The organism is Clostridium budayi (assembly GCF_055396605.1).
Genome location: NZ_AP042456.1, coordinates 2,362,880 through 2,388,328, shown reverse-complemented (window position 1 = coordinate 2,388,328; position 25,449 = coordinate 2,362,880). Strand labels below are relative to the sequence as shown.

Sequence of the window (25,449 nt, the reverse complement as noted above, 5' to 3'; positions counted from 1 at the left end):
GAATAATATATAGTATGTACTGTGCAAGAAATGATTATCATTTAAGGCACAGTACATTTTTTCAGAACCATTAATAGTTTTATTTTATATGAAAGATTAATGATTTTGATTAAAACTAAATATTTTTAAGAAAGGATGTAGTTTTCATGAGCAGTGTTAAAAAACTTACACTATTCCAACTTATCGGAATCACTATGGCATTTTTCGGTACAGTTAGAAGTGTTCCAACATTAGCGATTAATGGATGGACACAAATTTTTTATCTTGTAGGTGCAGTTGTTGTGTTTGCTATTCCAATATCATTAATAGCAGCAGAACTTGCTACAGGATGGCCAGAAGAAGGAGGCCCTCACGTTTGGGTTAAGGCAGCTCTAGGAGAAAGATGGGGATTTGTAACTTCATGGCTTCTATGGGTTCAAATGTTCTTCGGAATGGTAATGGTTGCTTCAACAGTTGGTGTTTTACTAGGCTATGTTGTTGGAAATGACGCATTATCAAAGAACAATGTATTTATTTTTATAGTAATACTTATATCTTACTGGGGAGTTACTTTATTAAATCTTAAATTCGATATGGTTAAGATTGTTGGTAACTGGGGTGCTATAATTGGAGTTTATATTCCATTTATCGCTTTAGTAGTACTTGGAGTAGCTTACTTATGTAAAAATGGTATACAAGCTGATAGCTATTTAGGAACATTTAGCACAAGCAAGTTAATACCAAACTTCCACGATTTCGGAAGCTTAACTTATTTCTCAGGAATTATCTTTATATTTGCAGGGGTTGAAATATCATCAGTTCACGCTAACAATATCGAAAACCCTAAGAAGAATTATCCAATAGCTGTTATAAGCTCAGTTATTCTTCTTGTAATATTCAACTTAATCGCTGGATTAACAGTTTCAAATGCTATTCCAAGCGGAAAGATGGAATTAGCTAACATAACTCAACCATTTGTTATATACTGTGAAGGTTTAGGAATACCATCAATCTTCAACAATATAATATCAGCTATGATAGCAATTGGTGTATTAGTTCAATTAAGTGCTTGGGTACTTGGACCATCAAAAGCAATGATAAAAGTTGCTGAAGAAGGAAACTTACCACCAGTATTCCAAAAGAGAACATCAAATGGAGTTCCTATAACTTTCGTTTTAATACAAGCTATAGTTATTTCATTAATATCAATAACTTATTTAGTAACATCAGATGTTAACAGTGCGTTCTTTATGATAACTGTAACAACAACAATACTTTACTGTGTAGTTTACATATTAATAGCAGTTTCAGCTATCGTTTTAAGATACAAAAAACCTGATGTTGAAAGACCATTCAGATTAGGATCAGGAAACGGATTAATGTGGATAGTTGCATTACTTGCAATATTTGGTGTAGCAATTACTGTAATAGTAAGTTTAATACCACCATCAATATTACCAAAAGAACAACACGTAGGTTACATTGCATTCCAAGTTATTGGAACAATAGTAAGTATAATAATACCACTTATAATCTTCAAATGTAAGAAACCAGAGTGGATTAAAAAATAAATTTAAGCATTATTAAAATTATTAAAAGCATTATTATTAAAAATTTAAATAATAAAAAAGCATTATATTAAAAGCATTTTGATATGAGTATTTGAAATGACTAAGCATTTCATTTTAAATGTGCATATCAAGGATGTTTAAGTAAAGGAGCATTAAAAATGAGTGGACAAGATTTAAACTTAAAAGCATTATTTTTAGGACCAAAGTCTGAAAACAAAGAAACATTCTCAAAACATTTAAACACTTTATTACAAGACCATAGTGAATGGAGAAAAAACTATCATCCAGAAGATAAGAATATAATAAAGACATCAGATTTCCATGCAGAAGATTTCAAAATGACTGCAGATAAAATGAACGATGTTTTAATAGAATTATCAAGAAAATTAAGATCAAAATCATTACCATGGCATTCACCAAGATTCTTAGGACACATGAACTCAGAAACTTTAATGCCAGCATTATTAGGATACTTTGCAGGTATGTTATACAACGGAAACAACGTTGCATATGAATCATCACCAGGAACTTCAGAAATGGAAGAAGAAGTAGGAGCTGATTTTGCAAAGCTTATGGGATACGAAGATGGAATCGGTTGGGGACACATCTGTGCAGACGGATCAATCGCTAACTTAGAAGCTATCTGGTATGCTAGAAACATAAAATCATTACCACTAGCAATGAAAGAAGTTGCACCTGAATTAGTTGAAGGAAAATCAGAATGGGAATTATTAAACATGTCAACAAAAGAAATCTTAGATTTAGTTGATAGAGTTCCAGAACAATTAGATGATTTAAAAGCTAAGTCAGCAAGAAGCGGTAAGAACTTAGGAAAATTAGGAAAATGGTTTGTACCACAAACTAAGCACTACTCATGGCTTAAATCAGCTGATATAATCGGTATAGGTTTAGACCAAGTTGAAGCTGTAGAAGTTAACGAACAATACAGAATGAATACAGAAGTTCTTGAAAAAAGAATAAGAGAATTAGCTGCTCAAGGAATTCCAACTTTAGGGGTTGTTGGAGTTGTTGGTTCAACAGAAGAAGGAGCAGTTGATGATATCCACAAGATCATAGCTGTAAGAGATAAGTTAGCTAAAGAAGGAATAAACTTCTACGTACACGTTGATGCTGCATACGGCGGATACGCAAGATCAATCTTCTTAGATGAAAACTATGATTTCATACCAAAGGAAGAATTAAAGGCTAAGTACTTAGAACACGGAGTATTCTTAAACGAAGAAACTGAATGGCCTTCAGATGATACTTACGAAGCATTCAAAGCTATAAGCGAATGTGATACAGTAACTATCGACCCACACAAGATGGGATACATCCCTTACTCAGCTGGTGGAATAGTTGTAAAAGATAAGAGAATGAGAGAATCAATCTCATACTTCGCAACTTACGTATTTGAAAAAGGAATGGACATCCCTGCACTTCTTGGAGCATTCATGCTTGAAGGATCAAAAGCTGGAGCTACTGCAGCATCAGTTTGGGCAGCACACAGAACATTACCATTAAACATAACTGGATACGGAAAATTAATTGGAGCTGGAATTGAAGGTTCATTCAACCTATACAACCACTTCAATGGAAAAGAATTTATAGTTGGTGGTAAGAAAATAATACTTAACACATTAATAAGACCAGACTTCAACATGGTTGACTTCGCATTCAATGAAGAAGGAAATACTGATTTAGTTAAGATGAACCAATTAAATCACGATTTCTATGAAGAAGCTTCATATGCAAGAGGCGGATTATATGAAAATGACTTTATAACTTCACACACTGATTTCGCAGTACCAGACTACGGAAACAGCCCATACCCATTCGTTAAATCACTTGGTTTCTCAAGAGAATCATGGGATGAAGTACAAAAAGTTACAGTATTAAGAGCATGTGTACTTTCACCATTCATAAATGATAAAGAAACATTTGCTGAATACATGGAAAAAGTAGATGCAGCTATCCAAAGAAAGTTAGAAAATATCTACGACGTAAGATAATAACTATTTTATATATGAAAAGAACCTTCAATTTTTGAAGGTTCTTTTTCTGTTATATTTTATTTAATCCATATATAATTTTTTTATTTGTACTTCTAAATTTAGATTCTCTTATTTCTCTAGGGAGTACACCTGATGATGGTATATTTCCTATAATGTATTTAATTGCGTTTTATAAAACATTGCCATTTCAAAGTGTAATAAATGGTTTAATAGGATATGGTATAGAAAATCTTTCATATATAATAGTTCCAATATTTATGCTTATATTAAATTTTCTTAGTTATAGTATACTTAAATTTAAGGTTAGTTATATAGAATGAAGTAAATAAAAGAGGAGTTATGGAGGGAAAATTTTATGAGAACTATGCATGTAGTTGTGGAGGATTATAATCCAAAGTGGAAAATAGAATTTGAAAAGATTAAAGCAGAGTTAATGATGGTTTTATATGATAAGATAATTTCTATAGAACATGTAGGTAGCACAGCTGTAGAAGGATTAGCTGCTAAACCTATTATTGATATTGATATAGTCATAGATAATAATTTTGAAGAAGTAAAGATAATATTAGAATCTATTGATTATATAAGTGAAGGTGATTTAGGTATACATGGTAGGGAAGCTTTTAAGTACTATAATAAAGAACATTTAATGAAACATCATTTATATGTATGTAATAAATATAATAAAGAATTATATAGACATATTAAATTTAGAGACTATTTAAAGGCTCATAAAGTAGAGCGGGATAGATATGGCTCTGTTAAAAAAGAAATGGCAGAAAAGTATCCAGAAGATATAGATTTATATATTGATGGAAAAGAGCCAATAATTCTTGAAATTTATAAAAAGTGTGGATTAGATTAAAATTTAATAAATTAATAAGAATAGAGGATACAGAAAGCATTAAACCTGTATCCTCTATCTTTTAATAGTCATTAAATGAGTGTGACTATTTAAGCATTATTTTTTTAGCATTATTTTTTTAGCATTATATTTATAATTATTCATTAATAATTATCCGTTTTTAGTTAAAGTTTATTATATTATCCCCGTATTTTAAGCATTATATTGTGTAGTGAGTTAATATTATTTTATTATTATTTTAGTAAATCCTTTTTTCCCTTTTTTAACCATAGCGAACCCATCTTCAAAGTGTGATTTTTCTAAAGTTTCTGCAAAGTCAGTTACTTTATTATCGTTTATTGCTAATCCGCCTTGTTTTACAAATCTTTTACCTTCTGATTTTGATGGGAATACATCAAAATCAACTAATATATCAATTAGGTTATTTCCTAAATGTTCTTCAGTTATTTCTATAGTAGGAACGTGATCTAAGTTAGCTCCACCTTCAAATAAAGCTTCTGAAGCTTTAACAGCTTTAAGAGCTTCTTCTTCGCCGTGAACTAATTTAGTTACTTCGAAAGCAAGTCTCTTCTTAGCTTCGTTTATTTCTGAACCTTCTACAGAGCATAATTCTTTAATTTCATCCATTGATACAAATGTAAGTAATTTTAAGCATTTTTCTACGTCTGCATCAGCGATATTTCTCCAGTATTGGAAGAATTCAAATGGTGATACTTTATTTGGATCAAGCCATAAAGCTCCTCCTACAGTTTTACCCATTTTTTCTCCTTCACTATTAGTTAGAAGAGAACATGTCATAGCGTATACGCTTCTACCTTTTTTCTTTCTAACTAAGTCAACACCAGCAATCATATTTGACCATTGGTCGTCTCCGCCAAGCTCCATCTTACAACCGTATTTTTCATTTAATTCTACGAAATCGTAAGCTTGCATTAACATGTAGTTAAATTCTAAGAATGATAAACCTCTATCTAGAGCAAATCTTTTCTTGAAACATTCAGCAGCTAACATTTTATTAACTGTGAAGTGTCCACCAACTTCTCTTAAGAAATCGATGTAGTTTAATCCTCTAAGCCAATCAGCATTATTTACTAATATAGCTTTGTCATCAGAGAAATCAATAAATCTTGACATTTGTTTCTTAATTGACTCAACATTATGATTAATTTGTTCGTCAGTTAACATCTTTCTCATATCAGTTTTTCCACTTGGGTCACCAATAGTAACAGTACCTCCACCAATTAAAACAATTGGTCTGTGGCCAGCTTGTTGCATGTGTGCCATAAACATTAAAGCTATGAAATGTCCAACATGTAAGCTATCTGCAGTAGGGTCAAATCCAATATAGAAAGTAACTTTCTCTTTTCCAAGAAGTTCTCTTGTTTCTTCCTCATGAGTAAATTGTTTAATGTATCCACGTTCTTTTAAAACGTCTAAAACATTTCTTTCCATAATAATACCTCCAATAATTAATTAAAATTTCGATTAATTATTGACCTTCTTAGAAAAAACTAATATAATATATCTGTCAAATAATATTATTAATTATTAAAGAAGGGCAATAATGTAACGATTTAGCCAATTCTTTTTTGCTATATAAGTTTTGTGGTGATTCTTATATAGCTTTTTTATTTATATAAAAAATTATAAAAAATAATTTGATATAACAAAAAAACCTCATCCATAATAAGGACGAGATTGCTCACGTGGTACCACCTTAATTTATCAAATATAAACATCCGTAAATATTTGACCTCATTAAAAGTTTTTAACGGTACTCAGCCGATAACATCTAATATCTATTATAAATAATAGAGTTCAATGAATAACTCCAAGATGTATTCGAAAATAAATGTCTTTGCGCCTCTCATCAACCGGCAACTTTCTGTTAAGCTTAGATATTTCTACTTGTTCTCTTCACAGTTTTTATAAAATTAAATTTTTTTATAAATGTTTTGTATGTGCTTATTATATACCGATAAATTATTACAGTCAACAATAAATTTTGAATATTTTTATTAAGTGTATGTTAAAAATAAGTATTATGAGTAAATAAACAGACTAAAATGTAAATGGAATATGTTTCTTTTATGAGTTATTATAATAAAAGAAATATATTAACAAAGGAAGAGAGAAGGGAAATTATGAAATATTTAAAATATCTTTTAGTTTTCGTCCCAATTAGTATAATAGCTGAATTTATGCACTTATCAGAGACTCTTATATTTGTATTATCAGCTCTTGCTATAATACCTTTAGCAGGACTTATGGGAGAAGCAACAGAAGAAATATCATTTTATACAGGTCCAAAACTTGGAGGATTTTTAAATGCAACTTTTGGAAACGCAACAGAACTTATAATATCATTTTTTGCATTAAAGCAAGGTCTTTTTGACGTTGTTAAAGCATCTATCGCAGGTTCTGTAATAGGAAATATATTATTGGTTCTAGGTGCAAGTATGCTGTTTGGGGGATTAAAGTTTAAAACACAAAACTTTAATAAGAAAATAATAGATAATAGTTCAAGTATGCTTTTATTTGCAGTTATAGGATTAATTATACCTGCAATATTTACACATACAGTTAGTCAAGAATTATTAAATACTAAGTATGAAGGTTTAAGTGTAATAGTTGCTATTATAATGTTTATAATTTATATATTAAGTTTAGTGTTTTCATTCTTTACACATAAAGATATATATAAAGTTGAAGTTGAAGAAGATGGAGAAACTGCAAAATGGTCACTTAAAAAATCAATTTTAGTTTTAGCTGTAGCTACAGTTTTAATTGCAATTGAAAGTGAATTTTTGGTTGGTGCTGTAGAATCTATGACACAATCATTAGGACTTAGTGAATTCTTTGTAGGAATTATAATAATACCTATAATAGGTAATGCTGCAGAACATAGTACAGCTGTTGTTATGGCACTTAAAAATAAAATGGATGTTGCAGTTGAAATTGCTATAGGGTCAAGTCTTCAAATAATTTTATTTGTTGCACCAGTTTTAATTTTCTTAAGTTTATTATTTACTCCAATGAGTATTGTATTTAATGTATTTGAACTTGTAGCATTAATTGTAGCTGTAATGATTGCAAATAAGGTTGCAAATGATGGAGAATCAAACTGGCTTGAAGGAGTTCAACTACTAGCTGTATATATAATTATAGCTGCTGCATTCTTTGTAGTTTAATTAGAAATAATTTATATGGACTAAAAGTTATTAATATAAAACTCACGTACATTTTATAAAAAAGTTGCGTGAGTTTTTTTATAAGCTATTATTTAAAATTTTATAAAATAATAGCATTGTATAATGATTAAAATTAATAATAGAAAGTTAATATATAATTAGTTGATTAAATTAATTAGAAGTGTTAAAATACTAAAAATATGAAAGTAAGAGGGTGAGTTTTATGTTAGAAACATTAAGGGAAAGAAGAAGTATAAGAAAATATAAAGACATAAAAGTAGAAAAAGAAAAAATAGAAAGCATATTAAAAGCAGGTCTTCTTGCACCATCATCAATGAACAAAAAGCCAGTAGAATTTATAGTAGTTGAAGATAAAGAAACACTATCTAAGCTTGAAACTTGTAAGGCAAAAGGAACACTTGGATTAAAAACAGCACTGCTTGCAATAGTGGTTGTTGCGGATACAGAAAAAAGTAATGTATGGATTGAAGATGCTTCAATATCAGCAACATTAATACAATTAGAAGTTCAAGAATTGGGCTTAGGTTCTTGCTGGATACAAATAAGAAATAGACAAAGTAATGAAGGAGATTCAGAAGAAGCTGTAAGAAACGTTTTAAATCTTCCAGAAAAATATGGAGTCTTGAGTATATTAACTATAGGATATAAAGATGAAGAGAAGAATGCTTATGATGATTCAAAATTAGATTTTGAAAAAGTTCATTATGATAAATTTTAATATTAATTATTTATATTTAATATAATACAAATGGCTATACTGATAATATGTAGTATAGCCATTTTAATATTTACTTTTAAACTTAAACATTAAAATTAAATTATATAAATGTTATACTAAGTGTAATAATTGTGAAAGGACGTGTATAATTTGGAAAAATTATATTATATAGATCAATACATAAAAGAGTTTACAGCAGAGATAGAAGAAATAATTGAAAAAGATAATAAATTTCATATTGTTCTTGATAAAACTGCATTCTTCCCAGGGGGAGGAGGTCAACCTTGTGATTTAGGAACTATAGATGAAAATGAAGTATTAGAAGTGTATGAAGAAGAGGGAACTGTATATCACATTGTTTCAAAAAAGCCAATAAAAATACATAAAGTAAAGTGTAAAATTGATTGGAAGAGAAGATTTGATTATATGCAACAACATTTAGCACAGCATACTCTTTCAGGATGTTTTTTCAAATTATTTAATCATAATACAGCAGGAATACATTTAGGAAAAGATATAAGTACTATAGATATAGTAGGAGAACTTACGGAAGAACAAATAAGAGAAGCAGAAGTTTATGCAAATGATATGATAGGAGAAGGTCTTAAAGTAGAGTTTTTATTCCCAGAAAAAAGAGAACTTAAGAAAATGGGGCTTAGAAGAGACCTTCCAAAGACTAATGAGAAAATAAGAGTTGTTAAAATTGAAAATCTTGATATTAACGCTTGTTGTGGAATTCATCCAGGAAATATTATAGAGCTTCAATGTATAAAATTAAAGAGGATAGAGAAGCATAAAGGAAATACTAGAATTGAATTTTTAGCTGGAAGAAGAGCTATTAATGATTATTTTGTAAAAGATGATTTTTCAAAAAAAATATGTAATTTTTTAAGTTGTAATGAAAATGAAGCTGTTAATAGTATAAAAAATTTAAATGATGAAGTTAAAAATTTAATTAATAAAAATAAGAGTTTAAGTGTAGAAATATCAGAGTATAAGGGAAAAGAACTTATTGATAATGCAGAGAAGATAAATAATATATCAATTATAAAAGAGATATATGAAGATGAAGATGTTAAGTATGTAAGTAAGCTATCTAGTAAACTAACAGAAAAAGATAATGTTATTTCTTTAATGGCAGTTAAAAATAATGAGAGAGCAAACTTGATATTTGCAGCATCTAAAAATATAAAGAATATCGATATGAATATACTTTTAAAAGATGCAATTACCTTAATTGACGGAAGAGGTGGAGGAAGTAAGTTCTTAGCACAAGGTGGCGGAAAAAATAATAATAATCTAGATTCAGTATTAGATTATGCAACAATGAAAATTAAAAATATGATATAAAATATATTTAAATATAAAGTTCCTAGTAATACTAAAAAGTTAAAACTAGGAATTTTTTTTGTGAAAAATTAAATGATAATAAATTTCAATTAAGAAGGAAAAAGGTGTTTTATTAATTATATTAAAGCATTTTATAGATAAATTGCCCAAATAGAAAATGGGAAAATTGACAGGAAAATGCCAATTTAATAAAATGTTAATGATAATCAGTATCAAATAGGAGACGGAGATATGATAAAAGATATTATTAGATATATTTATGAGAATAATGATTTTTCTAGCAAAGGAATAGCAGAAGGATTAGATGTAAGCGAACAAATTATAAAGCAGTATAAAGAGAAACTTATTTTAAATGGGTACATAAAAAAGGATGATGGATGTACAAATAGTAAGTGTGAAAAGTGCAGTTGTGGATGTAGTGAAAAATCATTAAATCCAGTAGTGCAGTGGGAAATAACTGATAAAGGATTTAAATTAATAAAAAAATAAATGAGGTGTAAGAATGAAAAATATTTTTGAATGTAAAGTTGGAGACAAGCTTAAAGTAAAAGGCATAAATAAAGATAGCAAGGTAAAGAGACGACTTATGGATATGGGAATAACACCTGGGATAACTATAGAAGTAACTGGAATAGCACCTTTAGGAGATCCTATCGAAATTAATGTTAGAGGATATAAACTAACTTTAAGAAAAGAAGAAGCAAGTGCGATCTTATTATAAGAGGGGGAATGTTCTATGCCGATTTCATTTGTAACGGAAGGGAAATCTGTAAAAATAAAAAATATTCAAATGAGTGAAAAAATGGGTAAAAAGATTAAGGAAATGGGATTTAATGTAGGGGCAGATGTTGAAGTTGTAAAAAATGATGGTGCATCTCTGATAGTAGGAATACAGGGATTAAGAGTCGCTATAAGTAGAGGGATGGCACAAAAAATTATAGTAGAATAAAAATTTAGGAGGATATAAAAAGAATGAGAATAGCATTAGCCGGCAACCCAAATTGCGGTAAAAGTAGCATATTTAATGTTTTAACAAAAGGTAGGCAACATATAGGAAATTGGCCTGGAGTTACAGTAGAAAAAAAGGAGGGAAAGCTTAAGCACAAAGGAAATGAATATAGCGTCATAGATTTACCGGGAACATATAGCCTTGGTGCATATTCTGAAGATGAGGTAGTTGCAAGAGATTATATACTTAAAGAAAAACCTGAAGTTGTTATAAACGTAGTTGATGCATCAAATATAGAAAGAAACTTATATTTAACTGTACAATTACTTGAACTTGGGACAAACGTTGTTTTAGCGCTTAACATGATGGATAGTGCAAAGAGCAAGGGAATTTATATAGATTCTGATGAGTTATCTAAAAGGCTTGGAATACCTGTAATAGAGACAGTTGCTACTAAAAAAGAAGGTATTGATAAATTAATAGAAGAAGCCTTAAAGGTACAAGGAAAGCCTAAGAAAAATATTAATTTAAGTAAAAAGATAGTAGAAAATATTGATGTTATTAAAGAAAAAATTGATAGCAAAGAAAACTTAGATTATTCATCAGAATGGATATCATTAAAACTTTTAGAAAATGATAGTAGTATAAAAAACTATTTAGAAGAAAAAGGTTTTAAAGAAATAATAGACTATACTGGGTCTGTTATAGATAAGTATACAGAATCAGAAGGCTTAGAGCCAGAAATGGCAATAGTTGATGATAGATATAGTCATATAAGTAAAGTTATTAAAGGAATTATAAATAAACCAAGTAAGTCAAGCAAAACATTATCAGATAAAATAGATAATATAGTAACTAATAAGTTTTTAGGAATACCTATTTTTGCAATTATTATGTACTTATTATATGCTATAACATTTAAAATAGGTGGAGGACTTCAAGAGTGGGGCGGAGAACTTATTGATTCTTTAGGTGGCGTAGTAGTTGGATGGCTAGAAGGTTTAGGGGCACCAGAATTCTTAACAGGATTTGTAGGAGATGGAATTTTTGCAGGGGTTGGAGCTGTAATTACATTTGTTCCTTTAATTATGGTTATGTATTTCTTAATGGGGCTTTTAGAGGATAGCGGATATATGGCAAGAGCGGCTTACATAATGGATAGAGTTATGAAAGCCTTAGGATTACACGGAAAAACTTTTATTTCGATGATAATAGGTTCAGGATGTAATGTGCCAGGTATAATGTCAACTAGAACTCTTGAAAGTAAAAAGGATAGAATGATAGCAATACTTATAAACCCATTTGTATCATGTGGTGCTAGGTTACCAATTTATTTAGTATTTATAGATGCATTCTTCCAAACACACGCAGCTATTATATTATTAAGTCTTTATTTATTAGGAATTATTGTAGCTTTAATATGTGGAAAGATTTTAAGTAAAACTTTATTTAAGGGAGAAACATCATATTTTGTTATGGAACTTCCAAATTATAGAATGCCATCTATTAAAAATGTTGCATTACTTACATGGGAAAAAGGTGGAGCATTTATAAAGAAAGCAGGAATTGTAATATTCCCAGCAGTAGTAGTTATATGGCTTTTATCAGTATTACCATTTGGGACTCAGCAATATAGTGAAGCTTCAATACTTGGAAGAATAGGTACATTTATATCTCCAATATATGCTTTAGCTGGATTTGCTACATGGCAAGCTTCAGTAGCATTATTCTCTGGAATAATAGCTAAGGAAACTGTTGTGGCAACTTTAGGAATGTTATATGCTGGTGTAGCTGAAGGACCAGAACTTATATCATCAATAGCAGCTCACTTTACACCTCTTTCAGCGATATCATACATGACAATGACATTATTATTCACTCCATGTCTTGCTGCATTAGGAGCAATAAAAAGGGAAACAAATTCTATAAAATGGACATTATTCTCAGCAATAGGTTCATTCGTTGTAGCTTTAATAGTATCAACAATAGTATATCAAGCAGGATTACTTTTAGGATTTAATTAAAAGAAACCACCTATAGATTTTAAAAAAGTTTAATATAGTCTATAGGTGGTTTTATAATATTATTTTAAATTTTTATACATTGTATCTAATAACGTACCTGTACTATCTGCATAGTAGTGCCAGAACATTATTCCTAAAAGATTATTGTTCTTTAAATAATCGCATTTATATGTTATTGATTCTTCGTCATCATATGAAATGAACTCATTACCATTAAATAAATAAGGAGCCTTAGCTTCTTCATCAAAGTATCTAATGAATCCTTGTTTGTTTATATAATTTTCTTTAAGTTCATCATAGTTTGCAAAGATGCCACCAGTTGTTTCTGCCATTTGGAAAAGTCCATTATTGAAATTTGGAACTCCTTTAAATCCTCTTGCATAAAAAGCTGCACCTATAACTAATTTTTCTTCTGGAATGCCGCAAGATTTAAATAGTCTAACTGCATCATGAGTTGATCCTTTAAATAAATCACCAGTTGAATTATAAAGAGGAGTATGATGTCCAGTTAAGATTTGGAATCCACCTCTAAAATCATAAGTCATAAGTTGTATATAATCTAAATATTTATGAACCTTGTCCATTTCAGTTCCGTCTAAATAATACTGCTCTGCACCAGTTGCAATAGTTAGTAAAAAATGTTTATTATATTTCTTTTCTTCAATATCTAGTTGTTCTCTAAGTTCTTTTAATAAAAGAGTAAAATTAACTTTGTCATCAGGTGATGAAACAATTCCTGATACTGAATAACATGGATATTCCCAGTCTAGGTCTAAACCATCTAAATTATACTTATGCATAAACTCTATAGCGTTTTTAGAAAATAACTTTCTATTTTCTTCTGAGGATGCAGCTTCTGAGAATCCACCTGCGCCCCATCCACCTATAGAGATTAAAATTGTTAAATCAGGATTGAATGATCTTATTTTTTCTAATTGATCTAGATTTTTTAGCTTAGTATAAAGCTCGCAATTCGAAATTTTTGCGAATGCAACATTTACATGAGTAAGTTTTAATGCATCTTCCTTTTTTATGTTTTTAAGCCCAATATCACGTAAATACGCAATTATATATTTATTCCTCATAATACCCCTCCTAACGTTTACATGATAATTTTAACATATTTAAATAATAAATTTATATAGAAAAAAATAATTAAATTTATTATTATTAATTAAGTAGTTATAAAAAATAATAATAGGAGAGTAAAATGAATATTTTAAAAGAAAATACATTTAAGATGGCAATATCTGCGACTTTAGCTATATTTATTGCAGAAAGTTTTGGATTAAAATTTGGTGTTACAAGTGGAATAATTGCAATTTTAAGTATACAAAATACAAAGAAAGAAGCACTTTTAGTAGGTGGGAAAAGACTTTTTGCAGCAACAATAGCAGTTCTATTATCATACTTTTTATACATGCTACTTGGAAGTACGGCTATTATCTTTGGTTTATTTCTTCTTATATATATCACAATTACAAAAGAACTTAATATTGAGGAAGGTATGGTAGTTGGAGCGGTTCTTTCAACACATCTTTTAGTTAGTAGTAATATTGATTTGAGTTGGATATTAAATGAAGAGTATTTAACGTTAATAGGTATTGGTGTTGCATCATTATTTAATTTATATATGCCTTCTTTAGAAGAAAAGTTTAAAGAAAAGAGAGAAGCTATAGAAATTGCTTATAGAGAGATTATAAATGATATGGCACAGAGTTTAGTACTTAGAGCAGTACCAATAAATGAAATGGAGAAGCTTAAAAGGGTAGAAAAAAATATTGAAGAGGCAAGAGATATTGCATATAAAATAAATAATAATTATTTATTTAAAGATGAGTTATATTATATAGATTATATTGAAATGAGAATAAAGCAACTTGATAGTATAAAGAGGATGAAATCTCATTTTTCAAGATTTTATATGAATTATGAGCAAACATTAATAATGGCTGATTTTACTAAAGATGTAGCTATGAATATATATGATGGTAATGATTGCATTGAATTATTATATAAACTTAAGAAATTAAGATTTGGTTATAGGGAAATGGAACTTCCAAAAACAAGAGACGAGTTTGAAAATAGAGCTATGTTATTTCAATTTTTAAATGATTTAGAAGATTTTCTAACACTTAAAAAAGATTTTAGGAAAATGTATAAAAATTAGGCTATGAAGTTCATAGTCTAATTTTTATATAATGAATTATAAAGTTATTATCTTAGGTTTTCTTTCTTTAAAGTAAATTGGTGTTAATTTAGCTTCATGTGCCATACTAAGAGCAATGTCAAAATTCATACCAATAGATTCTTTATTATGTGCATCTGAACCGAGTGTTACATATTTTCCACCAAGTTCTCTATATCTTTTATATAATTTTAGTAAAGCATCCTCAGAATCTTTTATATCAATTCTTCTACTATTTAGTTCTAATACTTTTCCTTTTGATATAATAATTTTAAATACTTCATCTATATAGTCAGGAAATTCATTGAAATATATTTCATTATCTTTAAAGTTTAAATATCTACAAGGATAATCTATATGTGCTAGTGAATCAAAATTATCAAAATCCGTTATATCTCTTATCATTTCATTAAAGTAAGAAATAAAATAATCTTTCTTTGAAATAAAGTCTTTATTTGGATCACTAAATATATCAATATCATTAATAGAGTGAATTGATCCTAATATGAAATCAAAAGGATATTTTTTAGATAGTTCATTATTCTTATCTAATATTGATTTAGAAAGTCCAATTTCTATTCCAAGGAGTAACTTATCGCTTCTATAATTTCCGTATTTATCAAAAAAATTATCACAATCTACTTTAAATAAATCAGGAACTGGATAGTTATAATCCATATGTTCTGTTAATATTGTTCCAATGTTTAGGTCTTGTCCTCTTTTGATTACTTCATCTATTGTCATTTTACTATCAGAGGATAATTCTGTATGCATGTGACTATCAAAAATCATAAAAAAACCTCCAGTACAATATATAAATTGCTTTTTTATATTATAGCATAGTATTATTAATATTGAGACTTACAACCTATAAAGGAGGAAAAATTATGAAAGAATTATTTAAAATAAAAGATATGTCTTTCTATGAAGAAGACTTTTTTGATGATATTAGAGAATATGAGGATATAATTCCAATAATAAAGGAACTTGAAGATAAGCTAGATTATGAAAAGATATCATGTGTTGAAATTAATGAGTGCTGTGGTAAGGGAAAAGATAATTACTTAGTTGAAATTATCGGATATATAAACAGTGAAGATGAGTTTATCACAAAGGAAGAAAAGGAACAATTTGAAAATGTTCTAAAAGAAGACGCTTTAGATTTATTTGTAATTAGAGTTTACAAATGTGTTGATTGTGGAAAGTGGATAATTGATATATTAGAAGATTAATATATTTAAGTAGAAAAAATATATAATAAAATAGTATAATAAAGGCATTATGTAGATAACAATATTTACATAATGCTTTATTTTTTATAGAGAATATAGAGGTGAACAATGGATATAAAAGATAGGTTATATAAAGTAAAGGAATCGATTGTAGAGAGATACAATAAACTTGATAAGGAATCTTATAAAACGTTCTTTAAAAAGAATTTAAAATGGCTTGTTGCAGTAGTTATAATAATTTTCTTAGGGGTTGGGTATTATATAGGAAACATAACGACAACAAAGTCACAAGTACTAAAAGAACTAAATATAGCACTTAAAGAAGGAAATGCACGCAAGCTTACAAAGATAATAGAAGTAAATAATGAAAGTGTAAATAAAGAGGAAATAGAACCTTTAGCAGAATATTTTAAAGGTAAAGATGAAGTTGTAAATAATACTATTAATAAGATAAGTAGAGATAATAAAACAGAAATATTTGAACTTGTTAGTAAAAAGGGATTATTTAAAGATAAATACTATATAAATTTAAAGACGTTTAATATCACTTTAAATAGTAATTTTAAAAATGCTCAAATATATATTAATGAAAATGATAAATATAGACCAAAAGATACTATAAGAAATCTAATTCCAGGAAATTATAAAATAATTGGAGAAGTTAAAAGTGACTATGGAAATATAAAAACTGAAAAAGATATTACTTTAATGAAAGATGAAAATATAAATATTAATTTGTCAGCAGTTATGGTTACAGTTTCATCAAATGTAAAAGATGCGAGTGTTATTATAAACGGAAAAGACAGTGGTATATTAGTTAAGAATTTTAAAGATATTGGTCCAATGCCAAGTGATGGTACAGTAAAAATTTCTCTTAGAAAAGAATTTCCTTGGGGAACTATTGATAGCAAGGAAGTAGAAGTTAAGGATAATAAAAATATTAATATAAACATAGACATAGCTAATGATAAACTTTGGGATGAAGCACAAAACACTGTAAATAAATTTTATAAAAGTGTAATAGATGCACTAAATAATGAGGATAAGAGTTTAATAGAGGCTTCAACAGAAAAGGCAAAAGATAAAATATATGGAATACTTGAAAAGAACTATTTTATATTTAAAAATCAATATGATATGACATCATTAAACATAGATAAAGAGAAAAGTCATTTTGAATATAATAATGGTGATTATAAAGGAACAATTGTATGTGATGTAAATTATGATGTTAGTATGAAATTATTTGGATTCTTAAAAGAAGAAAATAGTAAGAGTTTCTTTACAAAATTAGTTTATAAAGATAATGAATGGATTGTTGATGATGTTGAAAATTTCTCATTATAAATAGGGGTAGCTATATTGCTACCTTTTTAATATTAAAAAATAAACACAAAAAAACCTGCACTAAATATAGCACAGGTTAAAGGGTTATGTTCATTTAAGAAAGGGAATAAATGAACATTTTGTGGGGTTTATTTAAACTCTATAGCGTTTGCTAATAGAGTGGTATGGGCTTTGTTAACTTTTTTTAATTTATTTGTTAATGTAATTATACTAAAATTAAAAATAAATTCCAATAGTTAAATTAGAAGTTTACGAATTATTAATATTTGGTTTATAATACGTTTAAAAAGACGTTTAAAAACTATTTTTTAAATATATTTTCCTAAAGTAATAAAATAACAGGAATTGTGTTAAAATTATTTGTAGAAAATTTATTTTTTATGGAGAAATATAGTTTTTATAATAATAGTTTTTTATAATAAAGGAGAAGTATTATGTTAAGAATAGAAAAGAAAACTTATTTAAAAGATACAGTGGAATACGAAGAGTATTCTGAAAATGTTGCAAAATTAACAGACAAGGAAAAAGAAGAACTTGGAATAAGAACTTGTGGTGGATGTTGCAAGAGAAAAGAAAACAAAAAAAGTAAGTAAAATATAAGAAAAAATTTATTAATTTAATATAGTAAGTATTGTATAATAAATGTAGTATCAGTAAGTTTAGGAGGTAAATATTTTGGCGAAACCAAGTATATTTAGTAAAGATTATGAAAAGAAGATGAAACGTAGAAGGATTAGAATTGCCATAGTAGTGAGCTTGGTTGCAATAATAACAGGTGTTCTTATATATAAGTTTAAGATAGAAAAGATGGACTTTTCAAATGTAAGACAAAGACTACAGGCATGGGTTGATAGTGATAAGCCAAAAGAAGAAGAAAAGGCAGTGGAGGAAACTAAAGAAGATGTTAAGCCAGAACCACCAAAAAAGACTTACATAGAAGCAAAATTAAGTGATAAAGTAACTTTAAAATGTGAGTATAAAGAAGAAGGAAAGAAGAAAGAGTTTGTTTCTATAGAAAATCCAGAAGGTATAACATACGACATATCGCCAAATAAAGAAATGATAGTTATATTAGATAAAGATCAGAATATGAAATTAATAAATATTGATGGCAAAGTTACAGATATAACAAAGAAAGAATATGTATCAAAAAAAGGTGATAAATTCAAAAAAGAAGTAAAAATTAAAGAAAATAAAAATTATTTATGGCATAGTGAACCTAAATTTATGGATGATGAAAATATAGTTTATGTAAGTAATTTACCTTACTTTGGAACAGCTGCCACTAATCAATACACATGGATTTACAATATAAAAACTAAAAAAGATACTGTAATTTGGAAAACTAAAGGTAAAAAAATTACTATTGGAAAAATAGTACCTAAAAAAGGTATAGAAATTAAAGTGGATAAAAATGAATATATAATAAACAATAAGGGTAGTATTGTAAAGTAATAAAAAGTAAAAAAACTACCTATAATAAAGCATTTGATAATGTGTAGAAATCTATGTTATAATAACCTAGTTAATAAATGTGAACAAAGAACTATTTTAGGAGGAATAACAAAATGGAAGCTAAAATGGAAAAAATAGAAGCTAATGTTGTTAAATTTGAAGTAAGAGTAGAAGCAGAAAAATTCACTGCTGCTTTAAATAAAGCATACAACAAAAATAAGAAAAACTTTAATATACCAGGATTCAGAAAAGGTAAAGTGCCAATGGCAATGGTTAAGAAGCACTACGGTGTAGAAGTATTATTTGAAGATGCTATAAACACAGTAGTAAGTGAAACTTACCCAACTTTAATCGAAGAAAACAAATTAAAACCAATCGATTATCCAAAAATAGATGTTGTAGAAATTGGAGAAGGTAAGGACTTAGTTTATACTGCAGAAGTTACTTTATATCCAGAAATCGAACTTGGAGAATACAAAGGATTAGATATTAAGAGAAAAGAAGTTAAAGTTGAAGATGTTGAAGTTGAAGGTCAATTAAAGAACATGCAACAACAAAACGCTAGAGTTGAAGTTAAAGAAGAAGGAAATGTTGAAAATGGTGACATCGCTGTTATAGATTTCAAAGGATTCGTTGATGGCGTTGCATTTGAAGGCGGAGAAGCTAAAGACTACGCTTTAGAAATTGGATCAGGTTCATTCATTGATAACTTCGAAGATCAATTAGTAGGAATGGCTACTGGAGAAAAGAAAGAAATAAAAGTTAACTTCCCAGAAAACTACGGAAAAGAAGACTTAAATGGAAAAGAAGCTACTTTCGAAGTAATAGTTAACCAAATAAAAGTTAAAGAAATGCCAGCTTTAGATGATGAATTCGCTAAAGAAGTTTCAGAATTCGAAACATTAGATGAATTAAAAGCTGATATAACTAAGAGAATAGAAGAAACTAAGAAAGCTTCAGTTGAAAGAGAATTCGAAGATGAATTAGTAACTGCTGTTATCGAAAATTCAAAAATGGATATCCCAGAAATCATGGTTGAAAAAGAAATCGACATGATGGTTAGAGATCTTGAAAATAGATTAAGACAACAAGGATTATCATTAGAACAATACATGCAATTCACTGGAAACACTGAAGAAAAAATGAGATCATACATGAAAGAAAATGCTGATAAGAAGGTTAAAGCTGACTTAGTATTAGAAGCAATAGCAAAAGCAGAAAACATTGAAGCTACTGAAGAAGAAATAAAAGAAAAAGCTAATGAAATAGCTAAGATTTATGCACCAGATCAAGCTGATAAGATGGCTGAAATGTTAATGCAAACTCAAAGCAACATGATAGCTAAAGATTTAGTTGTTTCAAAGACTATTAAGTTCTTAGAAGAAAACTGCAAATAATTGATATATAAAAATTAAATAAATGTAACATTAGATAATTGCCAGAAATTAAATTTCTGGCAATTATTTCAAATAAAAAGATTAACAAATGATTTATATTAGGGTATAATTTTATTTAAGTTACATTAAAAAGGAGGGGAATTAAATGAGTTTAGTTCCAATGGTTGTTGAACAAACAAATAGAGGAGAAAGAAGTTATGATATCTTCTCAAGATTGTTAAAAGATAGAATAATAATGATTAATGGGGAAATAAATGATGCTACATCTAATTTAGTAGTAGCTCAGCTTTTATTCTTAGAAAGTGAGGATCCAGATAAAGATATATATATTTATATAAATAGTCCAGGTGGATCAATTACAGCTGGTATGGCTATATATGATACAATGCAATATATAAAGCCTGATGTATGTACTATATGTATTGGTTTAGCTGCATCAATGGGATCATTCTTACTTTCTTCTGGAGCAAAAGGAAAGAGATATGCACTTCCTAATGCAGAAATAATGATACACCAACCTTTAGGTGGATTCCAAGGTCAAGCAACTGACTTTGATATTCATGCAAAGAGAATTTTAAGAATAAAAGATAGATTAAATAAAATACTAAGTGAGAACACAGGTAAGCCTCTTGAAGAGCTTAAACGTGATGTTGAAAGAGATTATTTCTTAGATGCTGATGAAGCTAAAGAATATGGTTTAGTAGATAAGGTAATTACTAAGAATGAAATCGAAAAAGCATAAAATAGTTAGGATTTATCCTTAGCGAGGTGAAAATATGGCTAAATACGAAGAAAAGAAACAGTTAAAATGTTCTTTTTGTGGAAAAAACCAAGATCAAGTTAAAAGATTAATAGCTGGTCCTGGAGTATATATATGTGATGAATGTATAGATTTATGTTCAGAAATAATAGAAGATGAATTTGAAGAAACAAATGAAGTTGTTGCTACAGATTTACCAAAACCACAAGAAATAAAAGAATATCTTGATTCATATGTTATAGGTCAAGATGGAGCAAAGAAATCATTAGCTGTTGCAGTTTATAATCATTATAAAAGAATAAACACAAAAAAAGCATCAAATGATGATATAGAACTACAAAAGAGTAATATATTATTATTAGGACCAACAGGATCAGGTAAAACTTTACTTGCACAAACATTAGCTAAAATTTTAAATGTTCCATTTGCTATTGCAGATGCTACAACATTAACTGAAGCTGGTTACGTTGGAGAAGATGTTGAAAATATCTTATTAAAATTAATACAAAATGCTGACTTTGATATAGAAAAAGCAGAAAAAGGTATTATATACATTGATGAAATAGATAAGATTGCTAGAAAATCTGAAAATCCATCAATTACAAGAGATGTTTCAGGTGAGGGTGTACAACAAGCACTTTTAAAAATATTAGAAGGAACTACTGCCTCAGTACCACCACAAGGTGGAAGAAAACATCCACATCAAGAATTACTTCAAATAAATACTTCAAATATATTATTTATTTGTGGTGGAGCTTTTGATGGAATAGATAAAATCATTGAAAAGAGAACAAGAAAGAGTTCAATAGGATTTGGTGCAGATATTCAATCAAAGCAAGAAAAAGATTTAGGAACATTATTTAAAGAAATAATGCCAGGAGATTTATTAAAGTTTGGTTTAATACCAGAGTTTGTTGGAAGACTTCCAATAGTTGTAACACTTGAATCTCTTGATAAGAAAGCATTAGTTAAGATTTTATGTGAACCTAAAAATGCTTTAGTAAAGCAATATAAAAAGTTATTTGAGCTTGATAACGTAGATCTTGAGTTTACTGAAAAAGCTTTAGATACAATTGCTGAAGAAGCAATAAGTAGAAATACTGGTGCTAGAGGGTTAAGAGCTATAATTGAAGAAATGATGGTTGATATTATGTTTGAAATTCCTTCAGATGAAAGAATTACAAAAGTAATTATAACTGAAAACACAATCAAGAATGGCGAAAAACCAGAAATTCATAGATTGCCAGAAGGTGAAGTTAGACCAATGCTTGTTGATAGATCAGCTAAAAGTAAAGATGGAATGGAAACAGCATAGATAAAAACACTCTTATATAAGAGTGTTTTTTATTATAGAAGAAAATTTACCATTATTGAAAAATGTCATGGTTATGGTATACTTAATTAGTCTAATAAATTTTAAACAAGATTGGGGGAAGATAGGTATGACAAATGAAAATATACTTCCTTTAATTCCTCTAAGAGGGATGACTATTTTTCCAAATATGGTTACTCATTTTGATGTAGGAAGGGAAAAGTCAAAAAAAGCAGTAGAAGCTGCAATGGAAAATGGAGAAAAGATTTTTCTTGCAACACAAAAAGATGTGGAAATAGAAGATCCAAAGAAGAGCGACATAAGCAAGGTTGGAACTATTTGTAACATAAAACAAATTATAAAATTACCTGATGATATTATAAGGGTTTTAGTTGAAGGTAAAGAAAGAGCGGTTATAAAAAAATATCAACCTAAGAAAAGTTATTTAGAAGTAGAATTAGAGAGAATTAAAGAAGACGACATAAATGATGTTGAAATAGATGCATATGTAAAATCATTGAAAGAAAAATTCATAAAACTTATGAAAGTTACAGGAGAAAATTCAAGTGATATTGTCAAAGCAGTAGAACTTGATAATAAAATTTATGAATTTATTGACATGGTTAGTAGTGTAGCTATAGGAAAAGAAGAAGATAAACAAGAAATTCTAGAAACTATAGATTTAAAAGAAAGAATCTCTAAATTATTAGTTATTATAGAACAAGAAATTGAAATAGCTTCTATACAAAAGAAAATAGCAGAAAAAGTTAAAACAAAAATAGATAAAAGTCAAAAAGAATATTTCTTAAGAGAACAAATAAAAGCTATACAAGAAGAACTTGGTGAAGATGATGAAAATAAGCTTGAAATAAAGAAATATGAAGAAAAAATAGAAAGTGCAAAACTTCCAAAAGAAGTTAAGGAAAAGGCTGTTTATGAACTAAATAGACTAAAAACTAATTCTTCAACATCAGAAGAAGGTGTTATTAAAAGTTATTTAGACTGGATACTGGACATGCCTTGGAATAAAAAAAGTAAAGATACCATAGATATAAAAAGTGCTGAAAAAGTATTAAATAAAGAACATTATGGTTTAAATGATGTAAAAGAAAGAATAATAGAATATTTAGCAGTTAAACAAGTAAGTAAGAGCATGAAAGGTCCTATACTTTGTCTTGTTGGACCACCTGGAGTTGGTAAAACTTCTATAGCAAAATCTATTGCAGAATCTATGAATAGAAAATATGCAAGAATTGCGCTTGGTGGAATGAAAGATGAATCCGAAATTAGAGGTCATAGAAAAACTTACGTTGGTGCAATACCTGGAAGAATTGCATATGCTTTAAGAGAAGCAAAAACAAGTAATCCACTAATTCTTTTAGATGAAATTGATAAAATAAGTTCAAACTATAAAGGTGATCCTCAAGATGCATTACTTGAAGTTTTAGATAGTGAACAAAACTATAACTTCAGAGATAATTATTTAGAATTACCTCTTGATTTATCAAAAACTTTCTTTATTGCAACAGCAAATAGTTTAGATACTATTCCAAGAGCTTTACTTGACAGAATGGAAGTTATAGAAGTATCAGGATACACATATGAAGAAAAATTCCAAATAGCTAAAAGATACTTACTTAAAAAAGAGCTTAAAGAACATAATATAAGCGAAGATAAGATAAAGGTAAGTGACACAGCTTTAAAAGAAATAATTGAAGGATATACTAGAGAATCTGGTGTTAGAAGCTTAACTAGAGTTATAGCAGCATTAATTAGAAAATCAATTACAGAAATGCTTAAGAAAAATAAAGATTCAATAAGTATAAATTCTAAAAAAGTGGAGAACCTATTAGGTAAAAAGATATTTAGCTATGAAAAAATAGATAAAGAAGATAAGATTGGCGTAGTTACAGGTATGGCTTGGACTGCTTATGGTGGAGATACATTACCAGTTGAGGCTATGGTTATGGATGGAACAGGTAAGCTTCAACTAACAGGCCAACTTGGAGATGTTATGCAAGAATCTGCAAAGGCAGCATTTACTTATGTAAGAGCTAATGCAGCTAAGTATGGGATAGATAGTGAATTCTATAAAAATAAAGACATACACATACACGTTCCAGAAGGTGCTGTACCAAAGGATGGTCCTTCAGCAGGGGTAACTATGGTAACAGCTTTAGTATCAGCCTTATCTAAAAAGAAAGTTAGACATAATGTTGCAATGACAGGAGAAGTTACTTTAACAGGAAGAGTATTACCTATTGGAGGCTTAAAAGAAAAGTCGCTTGCAGCAGTTAGAGCAGGAATTGATACAATAATAGTTCCAAAAGAAAATGAAAAAGATGCGGATAAAATACCAGCTTCAATTAAGAAGGGGCTAAAGATAATTTTAGCAGAACAAATTGATACGGTATTAAATAACGCTATAATCGGAGAGGATACCCATGAGAATTAAACAATCAGAATTTATAATATCAGCAGTTAAGAAGTCACAATATCCAGTAGATCAAAGGGTTGAGATTGCTTTTGTTGGTAGATCAAATGTTGGTAAGAGTTCAATAATAAATGCTCTTACAAACAGAAAAAAATTAGCTAAAGTTAGTCAGACTCCAGGAAAAACTAGATTAATAAACTTCTTTTTAATCAATAATGATTTTTATCTTGTTGACTTACCAGGATACGGATATGCAAAAGTATCTAAAGCTGAAAAAGCAAGCTGGGGAGAAACTATTGAAAGATACTTAAATGGAAGAGAAGAACTGAAGAGAGTTGTATTATTAGTTGATTCAAGACATAAACCAACAGCAGATGATATAATGATGCATGAGTGGATAAAACATTATGGATATGATGTTATTGTAGTAGCTACAAAGAGTGATAAATTATCAAATAATGCATTAAGAAAAAGTGAGAAAACTATAAGAGACGCATTAAAATTAAGTGGTAATGATAAACTATACTTCTTCTCATCTCTTAATAAAAAAGGTAGTGAACAGCTAATCAATAATCTTTTTGGTGATTTAGCAGAAGATATAGAATAAAATAGTAACCTTATAAATCCTATCAAAATATTAT

Annotated in this window: 23 protein-coding genes and 1 other annotated feature; of the genes, 20 read left to right on the top strand and 3 right to left on the bottom strand. The window is 28.5% G+C overall.

Translation table 11 applies throughout. The annotated features are described in order from the left end of the window. Positions 1–146 precede the first annotated feature (146 nt). From tyrP to ACZ5TJ_RS11435, 3 genes are all read left to right on the top strand, one after another. Positions 147–1,550, top strand: a complete 1,404-nt coding sequence (gene tyrP / locus ACZ5TJ_RS11445) for a tyrosine-tyramine antiporter (protein ID WP_464199819.1) — start codon at positions 147–149, stop codon at positions 1,548–1,550. A 158-nt stretch (positions 1,551–1,708) separates the two neighbouring features. Further along, the gene (tdc, locus tag ACZ5TJ_RS11440; RefSeq protein WP_464199817.1) at positions 1,709–3,562 is read left to right on the top strand and encodes a tyrosine decarboxylase; all 1,854 of its coding nucleotides are present in this window, start codon (positions 1,709–1,711) and stop codon (positions 3,560–3,562) included. 358 nt (positions 3,563–3,920) lie between these two features. Continuing rightward, entirely contained in the window at positions 3,921–4,430 is a 510-nt protein-coding gene (locus ACZ5TJ_RS11435) for a GrpB family protein (RefSeq protein WP_464199815.1), read from the top strand. A gap of 222 nt (positions 4,431–4,652) precedes the next feature. Here the strand turns inward: ACZ5TJ_RS11435 and tyrS are convergent, their stop codons facing one another. Beyond that, positions 4,653–5,882, bottom strand: coding sequence for a tyrosine--tRNA ligase (gene tyrS, locus ACZ5TJ_RS11430; protein ID WP_464199813.1), 1,230 nt, complete (start codon positions 5,880–5,882; stop codon positions 4,653–4,655). Positions 5,883–6,115: 233 nt separating this feature from the next. Further along, positions 6,116–6,360 (bottom strand) — a binding site (T-box leader). Between the two features lie 214 nt (positions 6,361–6,574). Between tyrS and cax the strand changes: the two genes are divergently transcribed. The 7 genes from cax to feoB all read left to right on the top strand — a co-directional run bounded on the left by cax (position 6,575) and on the right by feoB (position 12,683). Continuing rightward, positions 6,575–7,621: a calcium/proton exchanger gene (cax, locus tag ACZ5TJ_RS11425; protein ID WP_464199811.1), complete on the top strand. Its 1,047-nt coding sequence runs from the start codon at positions 6,575–6,577 to the stop codon at positions 7,619–7,621. 223 nt (positions 7,622–7,844) lie between these two features. Further along, positions 7,845–8,360 (top strand): nitroreductase family protein, encoded by a 516-nt coding sequence (locus ACZ5TJ_RS11420; RefSeq protein ID WP_464199809.1) that lies wholly within the window; start codon positions 7,845–7,847, stop codon positions 8,358–8,360. Between the two features lie 150 nt (positions 8,361–8,510). Then, positions 8,511–9,710 carry an alanyl-tRNA editing protein gene (locus ACZ5TJ_RS11415; protein WP_464199807.1) on the top strand — a complete coding sequence of 400 codons (1,200 nt, stop codon included), beginning with the start codon at positions 8,511–8,513 and terminating at the stop codon, positions 9,708–9,710. A gap of 231 nt (positions 9,711–9,941) precedes the next feature. Next, the gene (locus ACZ5TJ_RS11410) at positions 9,942–10,199 is read left to right on the top strand and encodes a FeoC-like transcriptional regulator (protein WP_464199805.1); all 258 of its coding nucleotides are present in this window, start codon (positions 9,942–9,944) and stop codon (positions 10,197–10,199) included. Positions 10,200–10,212: 13 nt separating this feature from the next. Further along, the gene (locus ACZ5TJ_RS11405; RefSeq protein ID WP_054200229.1) at positions 10,213–10,431 is read left to right on the top strand and encodes a FeoA family protein; all 219 of its coding nucleotides are present in this window, start codon (positions 10,213–10,215) and stop codon (positions 10,429–10,431) included. Between the two features lie 15 nt (positions 10,432–10,446). After that, positions 10,447–10,659 carry a FeoA family protein gene (locus tag ACZ5TJ_RS11400; RefSeq protein WP_045724037.1) on the top strand — a complete coding sequence of 71 codons (213 nt, stop codon included), beginning with the start codon at positions 10,447–10,449 and terminating at the stop codon, positions 10,657–10,659. Between the two features lie 23 nt (positions 10,660–10,682). Continuing rightward, complete coding sequence (feoB, locus tag ACZ5TJ_RS11395; protein ID WP_464199801.1) at positions 10,683–12,683, top strand: ferrous iron transport protein B; 2,001 nt, start codon at positions 10,683–10,685, stop codon at positions 12,681–12,683. A gap of 59 nt (positions 12,684–12,742) precedes the next feature. Here feoB and ACZ5TJ_RS11390 read toward each other — a convergent pair whose 3' ends face one another. Next, positions 12,743–13,768, bottom strand: coding sequence for a glycoside hydrolase family 18 protein (locus ACZ5TJ_RS11390; RefSeq protein WP_464199798.1), 1,026 nt, complete (start codon positions 13,766–13,768; stop codon positions 12,743–12,745). A gap of 125 nt (positions 13,769–13,893) precedes the next feature. On the opposite strand from ACZ5TJ_RS11390, the gene ACZ5TJ_RS11385 reads away from it, so the two are divergent. Next, complete coding sequence (locus tag ACZ5TJ_RS11385; protein WP_464199796.1) at positions 13,894–14,853, top strand: aromatic acid exporter family protein; 960 nt, start codon at positions 13,894–13,896, stop codon at positions 14,851–14,853. Between the two features lie 36 nt (positions 14,854–14,889). On the opposite strand, the gene ACZ5TJ_RS11380 is transcribed toward ACZ5TJ_RS11385, so the two are convergent. Further along, positions 14,890–15,663: a histidinol phosphate phosphatase gene (locus tag ACZ5TJ_RS11380; protein WP_464199794.1), complete on the bottom strand. Its 774-nt coding sequence runs from the start codon at positions 15,661–15,663 to the stop codon at positions 14,890–14,892. 95 nt (positions 15,664–15,758) lie between these two features. Between ACZ5TJ_RS11380 and ACZ5TJ_RS11375 the strand changes: the two genes are divergently transcribed. The 9 genes from ACZ5TJ_RS11375 to yihA all read left to right on the top strand — a co-directional run bounded on the left by ACZ5TJ_RS11375 (position 15,759) and on the right by yihA (position 25,415). Further along, a complete protein-coding gene (locus ACZ5TJ_RS11375) occupies positions 15,759–16,103 on the top strand; it encodes a hypothetical protein (RefSeq protein WP_039314093.1) in 345 nt (114 codons plus the stop codon). Positions 16,104–16,211: 108 nt separating this feature from the next. Beyond that, positions 16,212–17,450: a TcaA 3rd/4th domain-containing protein gene (locus ACZ5TJ_RS11370; RefSeq protein WP_464199791.1), complete on the top strand. Its 1,239-nt coding sequence runs from the start codon at positions 16,212–16,214 to the stop codon at positions 17,448–17,450. A gap of 434 nt (positions 17,451–17,884) precedes the next feature. Next, positions 17,885–18,043, top strand: a complete 159-nt coding sequence (locus ACZ5TJ_RS11365) for a hypothetical protein (RefSeq protein WP_464199789.1) — start codon at positions 17,885–17,887, stop codon at positions 18,041–18,043. An 82-nt stretch (positions 18,044–18,125) separates the two neighbouring features. Further along, positions 18,126–18,905, top strand: coding sequence for a hypothetical protein (locus ACZ5TJ_RS11360; RefSeq protein WP_464199787.1), 780 nt, complete (start codon positions 18,126–18,128; stop codon positions 18,903–18,905). A gap of 113 nt (positions 18,906–19,018) precedes the next feature. Beyond that, complete coding sequence (gene tig / locus ACZ5TJ_RS11355; protein ID WP_464199785.1) at positions 19,019–20,302, top strand: trigger factor; 1,284 nt, start codon at positions 19,019–19,021, stop codon at positions 20,300–20,302. A 145-nt stretch (positions 20,303–20,447) separates the two neighbouring features. After that, positions 20,448–21,044, top strand: coding sequence for an ATP-dependent Clp endopeptidase proteolytic subunit ClpP (clpP, locus tag ACZ5TJ_RS11350; protein ID WP_039314101.1), 597 nt, complete (start codon positions 20,448–20,450; stop codon positions 21,042–21,044). A gap of 34 nt (positions 21,045–21,078) precedes the next feature. Then, a complete protein-coding gene (clpX, locus tag ACZ5TJ_RS11345; protein ID WP_464199783.1) occupies positions 21,079–22,377 on the top strand; it encodes an ATP-dependent Clp protease ATP-binding subunit ClpX in 1,299 nt (432 codons plus the stop codon). A 127-nt stretch (positions 22,378–22,504) separates the two neighbouring features. Then, positions 22,505–24,829 (top strand): endopeptidase La, encoded by a 2,325-nt coding sequence (gene lon / locus ACZ5TJ_RS11340; protein ID WP_464199781.1) that lies wholly within the window; start codon positions 22,505–22,507, stop codon positions 24,827–24,829. Next, complete coding sequence (gene yihA, locus ACZ5TJ_RS11335; RefSeq protein ID WP_464199779.1) at positions 24,819–25,415, top strand: ribosome biogenesis GTP-binding protein YihA/YsxC; 597 nt, start codon at positions 24,819–24,821, stop codon at positions 25,413–25,415. Before lon ends, yihA begins: the two co-directional genes overlap by 11 nt. Positions 25,416–25,449: the final 34 nt, after the last annotated feature.